This window comes from Capnocytophaga sp. (genome assembly GCF_030532915.1).
GTDB lineage: Bacteria > Bacteroidota > Bacteroidia > Flavobacteriales > Flavobacteriaceae > Capnocytophaga.
Genome location: NZ_JAUNKD010000005.1, coordinates 96602 through 112807, shown reverse-complemented (window position 1 = coordinate 112807; position 16206 = coordinate 96602). Strand labels below are relative to the sequence as shown.

Here is a 16206-nt window from a genome sequence, read left to right as displayed (position 1 = left end):
TATTAGCCATTCTTTGCAAAATTATTCACTAAAAATTTGTTATTTATTCATTGTAATTTATTTCTTTTTTTTATACCTTTGCAACGAATTGTTTGTAGCAAATAGGGTAAATACCATAAAAGAAAGGTATCAGCCCCCTTGGCAAGCACCTTACATAGTATTCATAACCTTAAAATTTATCAATTATGACTGACAAAAATTTAGCCAGTGTAGTTTTCACTACCGAAGAATTACAAAAATTAGATGACGCACTGCAAGCCATTGAAAATGTGCTTAAAGGAAAAACCTACAACCTTACACCCGATGAGCGCAGGCAGTACGGAAGCATCGCCGAACAAAACAAACTTTTTGTTAATAAATGCAAAGAGTTGATGGAGCAATACCCGCAATTTGTGCCTTCGTTTTTGGATAAAGACGAATTTTTCCGCGATTATCAATCACGCCACCAAATTGAAACACGGCTAATTCGCCTCAACACCCTTACCGAACAGCTCTCTGACACCAAAGTATTGCTTGACAATGACAATTACTATAATTCAATTACGTTTTACCGAAATTTAAAATTTTTAAGCTCACAAAACATTCCGGGTATCAAAACCCTTTACGAGCAGCTTAAACAGTTCTTTAAAGGCGGACGTAAAAAAACATCGGACTAACTTTCGGTTGTTTTTTCACAGGTCGAGCCACCTTTTTTGATGAGAAACGTACTAAAAGCAGTAGCAAACTACTAAAATAGGGTTCTTTTTGCATCAAAAAAGACTAAAATGAGCCAATGAAGCGCTATTTTAATACAAAAATCCGTTCCCATAACTTTTTTTATACCCTTCTGAACTATCAAAATACCTATCAGAAGGGTATTTTATACCCCTCGGTAAGGTATTTTCACTCTTTAATAGGGTTTGAGATACTTGGTAAGTAGTATAAAAAACTTTATCAAAATTGAGAATTTTGGTAAAGGACATTGTCCATTAATCATCAATTTAACCTTTGGCAAAGCCCCAAACTTTGTTAAAGGACGTTACTCACTAAAATAAATGGTTCATTATTCATTGAATAACGGTTCACTAAAAAATTGTTACTTGTTCATTGTAAATTGTTTCGTTATTTTTAGTACCTTTGTCGCCGAATTTTTGAAAATATCACATTACTATTATGGAAATTTTAATCATAAACTCCGGAAGTTCATCGCTTAAATATCAATTGATTGACTCCAATACGGGTACTGCCATCGTCAAAGGACTTGTGGACAGAATCGGTATTGAGGGCAGCAACGTGAAATACGTGGCGCTGAAAAACGCAAAAGAACTTGAAATAAAAAAGCAACTGCCCATCAGCAATCACGAAGCGGCTATGAAAGTGGTAACGGACTTGCTGTCGGACAGTGAAGTGGGCGTTATTTCCAATCCGGACGACATCAAAGCCATCGGGCATCGGGTGGTTCACGGGGGCGAAAAGTTCGTACAACCCACGCTGATTACCGAAGAGGTGAAACAGGAAATCGAAAAACTCATTCCGCTTTCGCCTTTGCACAATCCGGCTTGTTTGGAGGGGATTAAAAGCGCTGAAAAAATCTTCAAGAAAGCCAAACACGTTGCCGTTTTTGACACGGCTTTCCACCAAACGATGCCTGCCAAGGCATTCCGCTATGCCATTCCGAATCAGTACTATACCGATTACGGCGTGCGTGCTTACGGCTTTCACGGCACCAGCCACAAGTATGTAGATGCACAGGCGCGCCAACATCTGGGGGGGCAAATCAAAAACATTACCATTCACTTGGGCAACGGGTCGAGTATGGCTGCCGTAAACCAGAACGGACAGTGTATGGACACCACGATGGGGCTCACGCCGCTTGACGGACTGGTAATGGGGACACGCTCGGGAAGCATTGATGCCGGTGTGATTTTCTATCTTGCCGACCGCCTCAACCTAAAAGCCGCCGAAATCAGCACCATACTGAACAAACAAAGCGGAATGCTCGGGCTTACAGGCAGTTCTGATGCGCGTGATGTGTCCGATAAATATTTTGCAGGCGATGTCAATGCCGTTTTATGCTATGAAATGTATGCCTACCGAATTAAAAAATTCATCGGTGCTTATGCCGCTATCTTAAACGGATTGGATTCTATCACCTTTACTGCCGGTTTGGGAGAAAATGATGATTTAATCCGCTTGTTGGCTTGTCGGGAAATGGAGTTTTTGGGTATTGAAATTGACGAAGTGAAAAACAAAAACTACAACCGACCCAAGCAAACCGTTGAAATTCAAAAGGACGGAAGTCGCGTGAAAATATTGATTATCCCTACCAATGAAGAGTTGCAAATCGCCAATGAAGTAATGGCAATTGTATAAAAAACAACCTTTTATAGGTTTATTATCTTTGCCAAAGTTTTAAAACTTTGGCAAAGATAAATTTTCACTACTTCGGATAAATTTCCTTCAATGCTTTTACGTACACCAAAACGCCTTTATCCTTAAAATCCTCTTGCTTATAGAGTTTGATAGCTCCGTTTTTGTCGGCAGAAGTAAAAAGCAAAATTTCACCCAAATCCAACGACTTTCCTTTTTCGATAAGTGCTTGAATGAGGCGTTTTCCTATCTTTTTTCCACGTTGTGATTCGCTGACAACCACGTCTTCAATCCAGCCCTTGTGTCCTGAAATCACTTTGTAAACAGCCATTGAAGCCATCCCTAATAAGCGTCCGTTTTCGATGTAACAGGCAATGAAAGGGGCTTCATCTTCGTTTTTAAATAACTCGGAAAGAGATAGTTGTTTCCTTTTGCTGAGTAAAGCGAATAAATTGCGGGCGTCTTGCTCAATTACGGGCGTAATGAGCTGTTTTGTTAAAAATGTAATCATCGTTTTTTTCATTATTTTGTCGGCAAAAATAGCCTAAAAAATGTAAAAACAAAATAGCGTAATAACTAAATCATCAATTTTAACAATTAATTATCAGTGATTTGTAGAAAAATTTGGATTTTTAAACTAAAATAACAACTTGATTTTTTCGCTTAATTAGAAATGTATAAGGATTTGATTTTTAGGTGTTTTCTGTTTAAAATAGACTTCAAACGTAAAAAAATGATGAAAAAAAATCAACTTTTGTGGTTTGGGCATTAAACCTTTCGTTTTTTTGTTCGTCTAACCGAAAGATATTTTTTAAAAGTAGTATTTAGGATGAAAAAAATAATGTTTTTACTTTCCTTATTGGCGATGCCACTTTGGGGACAGGAATATTCGCTTTCCGGAAAAGTGTTTGAAAGCGATACCAAAGCACCGCTTGAATATGCAACTATATCACTGGAAATCAACGGGAAAATTGTATCAGGTGGAGTTACTAATGAAAAGGGAGAATTTGAGATAAAAGCTCCGAAAGGAAATTATCACCTGAAAGTACAATTTTTTTCCTTTAAAAATTATGAAGTAAAAAACTTTAATTTAAACGCTAACAAAAAATTACCGCCCGTTTATTTGGATTTGGACATTGAAGAGCTTACAGGCGTGGAAGTTACGGCTCAGCGTACCACTGTGGAACTGCATTTGGACAAAAAAGTATACAACGTGGGGCAAGATATGACCGTCAAAGGCGGTTCGGTGTCTGATGTGTTGGATAATGTGCCTTCGGTTTCGGTTGATGCCGAAGGGAAGGTAAGTTTTCGAGGCAATGAAAGCGTTCAGATTTTGATTAACGGAAAACCTTCCGCCTTGTCGGGAGTCAATGATGAAGCGCTGCGTCAGCTTCCGGCAGAATCTATTGAACGAGTGGAAGTTATTTCCAATCCGTCGTCGCGCTATCAAGCCGAAGGAACGGCGGGAATTATCAATATTATCCTCAAAAAAGGAAGTACAATGGGCTTTATGGGGTCGGTAACGGCTTCAGTGGGCAGTCCGCAAGCCTATGAATTGGGTACAAATTTGAGTTTACGCAAGCAAGATTGGATGTTTTTCACCAATATTTCGTTAAATAAAAGAAAATCACCCGGAAGCACGCTTATCAATCAATCTAATTTAAATGATTTGGGGCAAGTGCTTAATTATCAAGATGAATTTCGAAAAAATTACCGCCTTCGAAAAGGCTTGAACCTAAATTTTGGTGCTGAATATCGGTTTAACGATCAATCGTCAATCACAAACAGCATCGTGTACGGGTTGAGTGATGGCGAAAATACCTCTGACGTTGATTTTTACAATTATGATATGCATCGGAATTTAACCGCTCAACGCTATCGAAGCAATATTGAAAAGGAAGATGATAAGCGGTTTCAATACTCCTTCAATTTCGAGCATAAGTTTGATAATGAGGGACATAAATTAACTGCCGATTACCAGTTTTCACGTTCAACCGAAGAAGGAGACGGAATTATCGAAGAACGTAACCTGACCGCTAACACTCGTTTATTTCCCGAGCAAACACTTGGAAATGAGAAAGAAAGAAAACATTTGGTGCAATTGGATTACGTACTTCCGTTTGGGAAAAATAAAAAATCACAGTTTGAGGCGGGCTATCGCGGTACGCTTGACGAAACCGACATCAATTATGTGGTTGGTGATTTGGATACCAACGGAAATTTGATTGTCAATAACAATTACACCAATCATTTTGTGTATGACCAACACGTGAACGCAATTTACTCACAATTAGGTACTAAGTTCGGAAAATGGAATTTTATGGGCGGGTTGCGTTACGAGCATACGCAGGTTACGTCACTGTTAAAAAACACCAATGAGAATTATTCAAAATCATACGGAGGTTTGTTCCCGTCGGTGTATTTGGGATATGAATTTTCAGAAAGTCAGCAAGTTAGTGTGAGTTATAGCCGTCGTTTGCGTCGCCCGCATTCACGATTTATCAATCCGTTTGTCAGAAGGTCGAGCAACACCAATTTATTTAGTGGAAATCCGGATATTGACCCGACATTTACCAATGCGTTTGACGTTTCGTACTTGAAAAGATGGGACAAAATCAGCTTAAATACATCGATTTATTACAATCATTCCACCGAAGTTTTTGAGATGATTTCACTTGAAACGGGTGATTTTATAACCATCAACGGGCTTTCGGTTCCGGTGATGTTGCGTCGCCCGATTAACCTTTCTGATGAGGATAGAGTAGGTGCCGAATTTACAGCCAATTACACGCCCAAACAAAATTGGCGATTTTCATTAAATATGAATTTCTATCATTATAAATCAAACGGTTCATATTCGTACACTAATTATTTAGGAAATAGCGTATTACAAGAATTTAACACCGAAGCCAATTCGTGGTCAGCACGGTTTACGGCTAAATTTCCGTTGATTTATAAAGTTGATTTTCAGACTAATGTGATGTATAATGCTCCTAGAAAATCGGCTCAATCGGATATTGAAGGAAATCTTTCGGCAAATTTGGCTTTGAGCAGAGAAATTTTAAACAAAAAAGGAACTATATCGCTAAATGTCAGTGATTTGTTTAATTCCCGTAAAATGATTGGCAACACCATAACGGAAAGGGTTATCAGCCATTCGGAAATGCAGTGGCGACAACGCCAAATAATGCTGAATTTCACATATCGCTTCGGAAATATGAAAGGGCAACAAAAAGAAAAAGAACGAAAACAACAGCAACGCTCAATGGACGATGGTGGTGAAATGGAATTTTAAAGATAATAATTTGAAAATCAGTTGATTTACTTTTAAATAGTCTTTTCCTAATAGTGTTTGAGAATGATTTTGAATTTTTTAAAATCATTCTCAATTTTTTTGTTGTCAGCATTTTATTCTGATTTTTTATCAATCAATAAAGGAAGGTGTTCATTAAACCATTTATGGCGGTTTAAAATCATAATATGCGTTCCGTTTTTTATGGTAATGACATCTGAAATATATTTTATGGGAAAAACTTGGTCTTTATCTCCTTGAATATGAATAGTGTAGGGTAGAGGGGCTTCTTGTTGCCAATTTACGATTTTATCAATAGACCATTCCAAATAAAAAGGCGAACGCATCCCGATGTATTTTTCGTAAAGTTCGATACGCTTGGTCACGGAATCAATGAAAGAAAAATGCTTCCAATATTCAAGTGAATTGATCAGGCTTACGGGCAATAGTTTATACAAATTGGTATAACGAGCCAGTAGCATTTTTTTGGGCAGTTCGTATTTTGTTTTAACGCTTGAAATAATTATAATCTTTTCGTAGTCAATGTGTTTTGCTATTTCTTGTACGATGATTCCGCCAAATGAAACGCCTAACAACACGGGTTTTTCGTGTGCGATATTTTTTGACAAACGCAAGGCATATTCCGATAAGGTTTCTTCTTTTGAAGGTAAAATCCAATCCAAAAGATGAACCTCATATCGGGGCGGAAATTTTAAAAAATCAAAAATCTTAGGGCTTGCCGCCATTCCGGGCATTAAATATATGTGCGTTTTATGATTTATCATTTCAAAATTGATAATTAACGATTTATTTTGTAAATTTGCACCCAAATAACAAACTTAAATACGAGGGTAAAGGTACAATTTTTTGGTAAAACAAAAAACACAAACCATTATTTTAAAAATATTTGAGTTTATAAATACTTGATAGTAATATGATTGAAGTGATTAATAGTGAGTTTTCACGCCAGTTTCAAACTCGGGTAAATCAAGAAATTGCTTTTGTGGAATATTCCATACAAGAGCGTAAAATATTTTTCACAAAAGTGTATATTCCTGAAAGTGTGGATGAGACGTTTTCCGATGATTTTTTCAAAGCCGTACTTGAAAGCATTGCCCCCCGAAAACTCAGGGTTGTGCCTACGTGTAGTGAAGCGACGGCTTTTTTCAGAAGAAATAAAGAATACAAAGAATTTCTTCCCGCTGGAATTCGGATTTAATAAACAAGGTCAATTACGCTGATTTTTAGTTGTTTGGCTTTAAATTTTTTAGATAGTTCAATAAATGCAAATTTCGATAGTCATACCGCTTTTCAATGAAGAAGAATCATTGCAAGAGCTTCATAATTGGATTGTTGATGTGATGACAAAGCATCGGTTTTCGTATCAAATTGTTTTTATCGATGACGGCAGTACGGACAGTTCGTGGGAGGTAATCAAAACATTATCAAAGCAAAACGATTCCGTGTCAGGCATTCGGTTTTTTAAAAATTACGGAAAATCGCAAGCCTTACACGTGGGGTTTGCTCAAGCGCAAGGTGATGTTATCATCACAATGGATGCCGATTTGCAAGATAGTCCCGATGAGATTCCTGCACTGTATCAAATGATTACCACAGACGGATATGATTTGGTATCAGGCTGGAAGAAAAAGCGTTATGACTCAAAACTGACTAAAAATCTGCCTTCAAAATTGTTTAATTGGGCGGCACGGAAAACCTCCGGATTGCATTTGCACGATTTCAATTGTGGACTGAAAGCCTATAAAAAAGCGGTGGTTAAAAATATTGATGTTTCAGGCGAAATGCACCGCTATATCCCCGTTTTGGCAAAAAACGCCGGATACAAAAAAATTACCGAGAAAGTAGTTCAGCATCAGGCACGTAAGTACGGGCAAACTAAATTCGGAATGAGTCGGTTTATCAACGGATTTTTGGATTTGATAACCATCAGTTTCATTTCCCATTTCGGGAAAAGACCAATGCACTTTTTCGGGGCTTTGGGCGTGCTGATGTTCTTTATCGGATTTGTTTTTGCAGCGTATTTGGGGGTTGATAAATTATTTATTAATCCACATAACAGATTGATAGCCAATCGTCCGGAGTTTTACATCGCCTTAATCACAATGGTTATCGGCACGCAGTTTTTCATCGCGGGTTTTTTGGGTGAAATCATTTTGCAAACCAAAAATAAAACCGAAAGATACAAAGTGAGCGAAACGATATGACATTCAACTTTGTCAAGGTTCTAAATTTTGATAAAGTTTTCAAGTTTTTGAGCATCAAAAAATAAATTTTTCCTGAAAAGTTAAAAAATCAAATAAAAATACGTACTTTCGTAACCTAAATTTAATTTGACAAATAAATAATTCATAAAATGAGTAAATACGACATTATTGTATTGGGAAGCGGTCCCGGCGGATACGTTACTGCCATCAGAGCTTCGCAATTGGGCTTCAAAACAGCCGTTATTGAAAAAGAAAACTTGGGTGGTGTGTGCTTGAATTGGGGGTGTATCCCTACCAAAGCACTTTTAAAATCGGCTCAGGTGTTTGAATATTTAAAACACGCGTCCGATTATGGGCTTTCCGTGAAGGAATTTGATAAAGATTTTGCAAAAGTCGTAAAAAGAAGCCGCGATGTAGCCGATTCAATGAGCAAAGGCGTTCAATTTTTGATGAAAAAGAACAAAATTGACGTTATCGAAGGCTACGGAAAGGTAAAACCCGGCAAAAAAGTGGAAGTTAAAGACAAAGACGGCAAAACAACCGAATATTCCGCTGACCATATCATCATCGCTACGGGGGCTCGCTCACGTGAATTGCCCGCTCTTCCGCAAGACGGAAAGAAAATCATCGGTTATCGTCAGGCACTTACCCTGCCCGAGCAACCCAAAAAAATGATTGTGGTCGGAAGCGGCGCCATCGGTATCGAATTTGCTTATTTTTACAATTCAATGGGAACCGAAGTAACCATCGTGGAATTTATGCCGAACATCGTTCCTGTTGAAGATGAGGACGTTTCAAAACAATTGGAACGCAGTTTCAAGAAAAACGGCATCAAAATTATGACCTCTTCGGAAGTAACCAAAGTCGATACGTCGGGCAATGGCGTGAAGGCTTACGTGAAAACGGCCAAAGGCGAGGAAGTGTTGGAAGCGGACGTGCTTCTTTCTGCCGTAGGAATTAAAACAAATATCGAAAATATTGGTTTAGAGGAAGTTGGAATTGCCACTGATCGTGATAAAATTCTGGTGGATAAATTCTATCAAACCAACGTTCCGGGGTATTATGCCATTGGCGACGTTACGCCGGGGCAGGCATTGGCACACGTGGCTTCTGCCGAAGGAATCCTTTGTGTGGAGAAAATCAAAGGCTTACACGTTGAACCGCTTGACTACGGAAACATTCCGGGTTGTACCTATTGCACGCCCGAAATTGCTTCGGTGGGGCTTACCGAAAAACAGGCTCGCGAGAAAGGATACGATATTAAGGTGGGCAAATTCCCGTTCTCGGCATCGGGTAAAGCCAAAGCAGGCGGAAATTCTGACGGATTCGTAAAAGTAATTTTTGATGCTAAATACGGCGAATGGCTTGGTTGCCATATGATTGGAGCGGGCGTTACCGATATGATTGCCGAAGCAGTCGTTGCCCGAAAACTCGAAACCACAGGACACGAAGTGCTTAAAGCCGTTCACCCGCACCCAACTATGAGTGAGGCAGTTATGGAAGCCGTAGCCGCCGCTTATGACGAAGTGATTCATATTTAAAATATCATAAATGATTGAAAAAGACGAGGGTGAATAAACCTTCGTCTTTTTTCTTTTTGCATATTCAAAATTTTTGCATACCTTTACCCGAAAATTATGACAATATTTCAGTCTTTTATAAAAGGAATGATTTTTGTTACCTAACCTGCATTAGAAATAAATTTTTATGAGTGATAATTTTTCGCCAAGAGTTAAGAGAATCTTTACATACAGCAAAGACGAAGCAATTCGTTTGGGGCAATCAACCGTTGGTACTGAGCATATTATTTTAGCAATGTTGCAGGAAGGAGCCGGAACCGCAATTGATATTTTGTTGAGTTTAAAAACAGATATTGACCGATTGCGACAGGGGATTCACACGCTTACTTCGGCGCGCGGCTTAAATCCGCCTAATTACAACGCCATTCATTTCACAACACAAGCCGAAAGAGCGATGCAGGCAACCTATTTGGAAGCAAAACGCTCTCAAAGTGAGGAGATTAACACAGGGCATTTATTGCTCAGCATCCTTCGTAATGAAAATGACCCGACAACTAAGGTATTTAATAAATTAGGTGTTGATTATGAGTTGGTTAAAACAAAAACACAGCCCATTCGTGATGATAATTTTTTCACCTCGCCCACCAATGAATTTGATGAGGAGGAGCGTGAAGAAAGACCGCCTTATGACAGAAATCGGGAGCAGACATCTGAACCGGCAGGAACTCAAAAAAATCCTCGTAAATTGACTGTCCTTGACAATTTCGGACGCGATTTAACAGCATTGGCGGAACAAGGTAAGTTAGACCCCGTGGTGGGACGCGAAAAAGAAATTGAGCGCGTTTCACAAATTTTGAGTCGCCGTAAGAAAAATAATCCGCTACTAATCGGAGAGCCGGGAGTGGGTAAAAGTGCTATTGCTGAGGGACTTGCACTTCGAATCATCGAAAAAAAGGTTTCGCGCGTGCTTTACAACAAACGAGTGGTAACCCTTGATTTGGCTTCGTTAGTGGCAGGAACCAAGTATCGCGGTCAGTTTGAAGAACGTATGAAAGCCATAATGAATGAGTTGGAGAAAAATGACGACATCATTCTTTTTATTGATGAAATTCATACGATTGTCGGTGCGGGTGGCGCTACGGGAAGCCTTGATGCGTCGAATATGTTTAAACCGGCTTTGGCACGGGGTGAAATTCAGTGTATTGGTGCAACAACTTTGGATGAATATCGCCAGTCCATTGAAAAAGACGGAGCGTTGGAGCGACGGTTTCAAAAGGTAATCGTGGAGCCCACTACAATTGACGAAACCATTGAAATTCTGCATAATATCAAGAAAAAATATGAAGATCATCACAGCGTAACATACACAGATGAAGCCATTGAGGCTTGCGTGAAACTTACCAGTCGTTACCTGACCGACCGATTTCTGCCCGATAAAGCTCTTGATGCCCTTGATGAGGCAGGTTCGCGTATTCACATCACGCAAATGAAAGTTCCGAAGAAAATTTTGGAATTAGAGTCTGAATTAGAAGGAGTTATCAAATCAAAAAACGATGCGGTTTCGCGCCAGCAATTTGAGGAAGCCGCCCGTTTGCGTGACGATGAGAAAAAAATTGAGCAACATTTAGCCGAATTACATAGAAAATGGGAAGAAGAAGCAAAATTGCATCGTGATATGGTTACGGAAGAGCATATCGCCGATGTGGTTTCAATGATGAGCGGCATTCCCGTAAACCGAATTGCCCAAACCGAAATGAGCAAATTATCAACACTTTCGGATACCATTAAAAAGAAAATAATCGGTCAAGATGTTGCTATTGAGAAAGTTATAAAAGCTATTAAACGCAACCGAACCGGACTGAAAGACCCGAATAAACCCATTGGTTCGTTTATCTTTTTGGGACAAACGGGGGTCGGAAAAACACAATTGGCAAAGGTTTTGGCGCGTGAACTGTTTGATTCAGAAGAAACTATGATTCGCATTGATATGAGCGAATATATGGAGAAATTTTCCACTACGCGCTTAATCGGTGCACCTCCGGGGTATGTGGGCTACGAAGAAGGTGGGCAACTTACTGAAAAAGTGCGTCGTAAACCATATTCCGTAGTGTTGCTTGACGAGATAGAAAAAGCACACCCCGATGTGTTTAATATGCTTTTACAGGTGCTTGATGACGGTTTTTTAACGGATAGTTTAGGACGAAAAATCGATTTCAGAAATTGCATTATTATTATGACATCGAACATTGGAGCAAGACAGGTGAAGGATTTTGGACAAGGAATCGGTTTCGGGACTTCTGCCAAAATGGCACAATCGGACAGCCACGAAAAATCCATCATTGAAAATGCGCTTAAAAAAGTGTTCGCTCCCGAGTTTTTAAACCGAATTGATGATGTGATAACTTTCAATCCGTTGAGTAAAGAAGATATTTTCAAAATCATTGATATTGAGCTGAATAAGTTATATTCACGTATCAAGGATTTGGGATACACCATTGAACTTTCAGAAAAAGCCCGTGATTTTATCGCTGAAAAAGGGTACGATAAGCAATATGGCGCGCGTCCTTTAAAACGTGCCATTCAAAAATATGTAGAAGATTTGCTTGCAGAAGAAATCGTAGCGACTCACATAAAAGAAGGCGATACCATTTATTTTGATGTAGATGCAAACGAAGAAAATCTTGTAATAACTACAAAATTATTAAGTTAGATGCTGAACTTTGGTAAAGTTACACAGACTTTGCCAAAGTTTTTTAATTGCCTTTAAAGGTTTTACAACAAAAAATGAAAATTATAAAAATAACTTTATTATTTGTTTTTGGTTTTTTGCTTTTTTCGTGTGCTGAACGTTATAGTTCACGTAAACGCACAGGAAATAAAGCTGTTATAGAAGAAAAAACTTCGGTGAGGAAACCAAAAACAACCGATTCGGCAGTTTTTCAAAAAACTAAAAATCAGAAAAAAAACACTGAAAAAGAAGTAAGAACCACAAAACGTAACGAATCTGAAACGGTAGAAACAAAAAGGACAAATTCGTATTCACTTGGCGAACAGCAACAAGTGGTGCTTGACACGGCATTGTCTTATTTAGGTTCTCCATACAAATACGGAGGCACAACACGTTCGGGTTTTGATTGTTCGGGTTTTGTATCAGCCGCTTTTGCACCCGTTGCCATTTCGTTACATCGTTCATCGCACGAGATGGCTGAACAGGGTAAACCTGTGGATTTGAAAAACGTGCAAATAGGTGATTTACTGTTTTTTGTAACAGGAAAAAGCAAACGCATTTCACACGTAGGGATTGTTGTGGAAACTGAAAAAGAAATAAAATTTATACATTCATCAACTTCGAGAGGCGTTATTATCTCGTCAATGAATGAGGGATATTGGTCAAAAGCCTACCGAAAAGCAAGAAGAGTTATGTGAAATTTGTAAACACGCCTATATTAATTTTACTTTCGGGAATTGTAACAGGAATTGCAATTTCGGGCGTTTTTTCTGTGCCGTTATGGGGCGTTTCTTTATTGTTTTTCGTACTACTATTTTCAATATCAGTACATTTGTTTCTTTCTGTGAAGAAAAGTAAATTCAGAAAGTTTTTTGCTTTTCACACTTTTATCGTAGCTATTGTATTGGGTGCTTGGGTGAGTGTTTTGCGTAATCCTACTTCAAAATCAAATCATTACACCAATCAATTAAAAGAAAATACCGGTTATTTGTTGCAAGCCAGAGTCATAGAAAAAGTATCGGAAGCAGATTTTGGTACAACCTATAAAGTACGGCTCATTTCGGCAGATAATCAAAGAGTTACGGGGGATATTTTGTGTTTTTTTCCGACAGATACGCTCAGAAAAAGTCATTTGCAAACAGATGATTATTTTGCGTTTACATCTCAGTTACGAACCATATCACCGCCTAAAAATCCGTATCAGTTTGATTATAAAGTTTATATGGAACGTCAAGGTGTTTTTTGGCGAACAAATGTAGGTTCGTATCATATTTTGAAAAGCGATTCAAAAACAGCGTCTTTACAGAAATATGCCGAAATTATCCGCGAAAAAGCATTTGAAATTATTGATGCAAATTTTTCAAAATCAACGTCTTCTATTTTAAAAACCTTACTTTTAGGGCAACGCAATCAATTGGATGATACGATTTACCAGCAATATATTGATGCCGGAGCGGTTCATATTTTGGCAATTTCAGGATTGCACGTCGGGATTATTACGGTAATTTTATTGTTTTTTCTGCAAAGATTACCCAACACAAAGTTTTTCAAAATCTTCCGATTTGTTGCGTTATTGTTGATTTTATGGACATTTGCCTTTCTTGCCGGACTTTCACCTTCCGTTTTGCGAGCCGTTACAATGTTCAGTTTTATAGGGATTTCACTGCAAATCAATCGCAGGCAGGGGCGTTTTGATGCCTTGATGCTTTCAATGCTTTTGCTGTTATTGGTGTATCCAAATTTTTTGTATGCTCTTGGTTTTCAGTTAAGTTATGCCGCAGTTTTTTCAATTTTAACATTTTATCCTCGTATGGAAAAATGGTGGAAACCCAAAAATAGTTTGTTGCGGTATGTTTGGTCATTGACAATCATTGGTTTTTCGGCTCAAATTGGGGTGTTGCCTATAAGTTTGTATTATTTTCATCAATTTCCGCTACTTTTCTTCGCGTCAAATTTATTGATAGTCCCGTTGTTGTCGCCGGTTTTGGTACTGGGATTTTTGATGATTTTTCTTGGTTTTTTTGATATATTACCGTCATTTTTAGTGTTTTTATTGGAAAAAATAATTAATTTGATGAATTTTTTGGCAAAAATGATAGCTTCGCAAGAATATTTTATTGTTAGAAATGTTTATTTTAATGAAAAACTATTGATTTGTTCCTTTGTGGTGATTTTATTGCTAATTTTTTGGCTAAATAAACAAAATTTTAGAAGAATTATGCTGTTTTTGCTGTCAGTTTTGCTGTTTCAGTCAGTTCTTTTCTATGAAAAATACAAGTTGGAGACTTCAAAGACGATGACTGTTTTCCAAATTCATCAAAAAAGTTTATTTTTAATACGAAACGCAAAGCAATTGATTGTTTTTCAAAATGATACGACACAAAATAACATCGTAACTAATTATGCCAAAACGATTGGTACTTCGGATATTTCCATTAGAAAAATACCACATTTGTTTGATTATCAAAATAAAAATATATTGTGTTTGGATAGTTTGGGTGTTTTTCCCATTTCTGAAAATATTCCTATTGATAAAATAATTATTACGCAATCTCCTAAAATAAATTTTGAACGTATGTTGCTGAAAATTAAGCCTAAAAAGGTGATTGCTGATGGTAGTAATGCATCTTATCTTATCAAAAAATGGCAGGCAAAAAGTGAAGAACTTGGCATTCCGTTTCACGCCACCGCTGAAAAAGGAGCGTATATAATAGCCGAAGAAACGCTTCCGTGATTGCGTGCATTTTTGCTAAAAATAGGTCGAAAATAGCTGTTTTTTTATTTGTTTTTTTGGATAATCTTTGCTAATTTTGGCAAAAAAACTACCAAAATGAAAAAAAATAACCTACTAATCGTATTGTTCTTATTTTCAATAACTTTTTATGCACAATCGCTCAGATACAATTTTGATGAGCAAGGTGATACCTACATTCAGGGGTCGTTTCGCGGTCAGTTTTGGGCAAGATATGTGGACACCAACCCCGGAACAACTCTCAACAAAGAGCCGTTGAGCCATTCGCTTGATTTTTCAATAAGGCGTTATCGCGTTGGTTTTCAGGCACAAATAAATCGTAAGTTGTATTTTTATATGTTGCTGGGAAACAATAATTTAAATCAAAAAACATTGCGTTCAAACGATTTTAGGTTACTTGATTTATTGGCAGAATATACATTTAATGAGAAAATTTCGATAGGCGTCGGGAAACTTATTTTTGCCGGAGCCGGACGTTTTGTAGCTTTTTCAAATGGTTCGATGTTAAATTTAGACCCTGCTGTGCATCAGCTTTTTACGTTAAATCATTATGATGATGTAGGCAGAAACTTAGGTATATACGTTAAAGGACAGCTCGGAAAAATTGATTACAATATTTCGCTGCAAAGCGCGGCATTGCCCACTGACACCCAAATTAAGGACTTTGGGTATGCCAAAAATCGCTCTCGATTTTATACTTCTTCGTACGTGAAATACGAATTTTGGGACAATGAAAGCAATCGAACTCCGTATAGTGGCGGTACGGGGACATATATAGGGACAAAAAAAATAATGAATTTTGGTCTGGGCTATGCTTATCAGCCTAAAATGCTGCAAAAAATGGATAATTTGAGCGTTCAGTATGATGATTATTTGAATTTAGCTGCTGATTTTTTCATCGATACGCCTATTTCTGAAAAAAATGATGCTATAACGGCTTATTTGGGCTACAATAACATAAATTTGGGTGATAATTACGTCCGAAATGTGGAAACAAACAGTATTTTTGATACCGAAGGGACTTCTTTTAACGGAGGAGGTAATGCTTTTCCGGTGGTAGGTACCGGAAATACGCTTCTTTTCCAATTCGGATATCTTTTGCCTAAATCAGAAAAAAACAAAATTCGTTATCAGCCTAATTTCGGGTGGAAATATGCTAATTTTGAAGGACTTAACCAAAGTGTGAATTCGTATGCGCTGGGGTTAAATGTCTATTTTAATAAACATAAAAGTAAATTGACGTTTAGTTATCACAATCGTCCGATTTTTGAAAAAGATACCCGAAAAGTAAGCAGCCGAAAAGGTACGTATGTCATTCAATATCAGATAGAACTGTAATT

The 16206-nt window shown here is 37.8% G+C and carries 12 protein-coding genes; 10 read left to right on the top strand and 2 right to left on the bottom strand.

Going from position 1 to position 16206, the window contains the following annotated elements:
* The first annotated feature begins 185 nt into the window (after positions 1-185).
* Entirely contained in the window at positions 186-656 is a 471-nt protein-coding gene (locus Q4D72_RS02770) for a hypothetical protein (protein ID WP_303075891.1), read from the top strand.
* 496 nt (positions 657-1152) lie between these two features.
* Positions 1153-2352 (top strand): acetate/propionate family kinase, encoded by a 1200-nt coding sequence (locus tag Q4D72_RS02765; RefSeq protein ID WP_303075890.1) that lies wholly within the window; start codon positions 1153-1155, stop codon positions 2350-2352.
* Between the two features lie 67 nt (positions 2353-2419).
* Here Q4D72_RS02765 and Q4D72_RS02760 read toward each other — a convergent pair whose 3' ends face one another.
* On the bottom strand, positions 2420-2860 hold the full coding sequence (locus tag Q4D72_RS02760; RefSeq protein WP_303075889.1) for a GNAT family N-acetyltransferase: 441 nt from the start codon (positions 2858-2860) through the stop codon (positions 2420-2422).
* 330 nt (positions 2861-3190) lie between these two features.
* Between Q4D72_RS02760 and Q4D72_RS02755 the strand changes: the two genes are divergently transcribed.
* Positions 3191-5644, top strand: a complete 2454-nt coding sequence (locus Q4D72_RS02755; RefSeq protein WP_303075888.1) for a TonB-dependent receptor — start codon at positions 3191-3193, stop codon at positions 5642-5644.
* A gap of 113 nt (positions 5645-5757) precedes the next feature.
* Here the strand turns inward: Q4D72_RS02755 and Q4D72_RS02750 are convergent, their stop codons facing one another.
* Entirely contained in the window at positions 5758-6426 is a 669-nt protein-coding gene (locus Q4D72_RS02750) for an alpha/beta fold hydrolase (RefSeq protein ID WP_303075887.1), read from the bottom strand.
* A gap of 152 nt (positions 6427-6578) precedes the next feature.
* Here Q4D72_RS02750 and Q4D72_RS02745 point away from each other — a divergent pair, with 152 nt between their 5' ends.
* The 7 genes from Q4D72_RS02745 (at position 6579) to Q4D72_RS02715 (ending at position 16204) form a co-directional block, all read left to right on the top strand.
* Entirely contained in the window at positions 6579-6860 is a 282-nt protein-coding gene (locus tag Q4D72_RS02745) for a GNAT family N-acetyltransferase (protein WP_303075895.1), read from the top strand.
* A 64-nt stretch (positions 6861-6924) separates the two neighbouring features.
* A complete protein-coding gene (locus Q4D72_RS02740; RefSeq protein ID WP_303075886.1) occupies positions 6925-7866 on the top strand; it encodes a glycosyltransferase family 2 protein in 942 nt (313 codons plus the stop codon).
* A 149-nt stretch (positions 7867-8015) separates the two neighbouring features.
* Complete coding sequence (gene lpdA, locus Q4D72_RS02735; protein WP_303075885.1) at positions 8016-9407, top strand: dihydrolipoyl dehydrogenase; 1392 nt, start codon at positions 8016-8018, stop codon at positions 9405-9407.
* A gap of 166 nt (positions 9408-9573) precedes the next feature.
* Positions 9574-12096, top strand: coding sequence for an ATP-dependent Clp protease ATP-binding subunit (locus tag Q4D72_RS02730; protein WP_303075884.1), 2523 nt, complete (start codon positions 9574-9576; stop codon positions 12094-12096).
* A 74-nt stretch (positions 12097-12170) separates the two neighbouring features.
* A complete protein-coding gene (locus Q4D72_RS02725) occupies positions 12171-12812 on the top strand; it encodes a C40 family peptidase (protein WP_303075883.1) in 642 nt (213 codons plus the stop codon).
* Positions 12809-14848, top strand: coding sequence for a ComEC/Rec2 family competence protein (locus Q4D72_RS02720; protein WP_303075882.1), 2040 nt, complete (start codon positions 12809-12811; stop codon positions 14846-14848). Before Q4D72_RS02725 ends, Q4D72_RS02720 begins: the two co-directional genes overlap by 4 nt.
* A 96-nt stretch (positions 14849-14944) precedes the next feature.
* Positions 14945-16204, top strand: a complete 1260-nt coding sequence (locus Q4D72_RS02715) for a hypothetical protein (protein WP_303075881.1) — start codon at positions 14945-14947, stop codon at positions 16202-16204.
* Positions 16205-16206 lie beyond the last annotated feature (2 nt).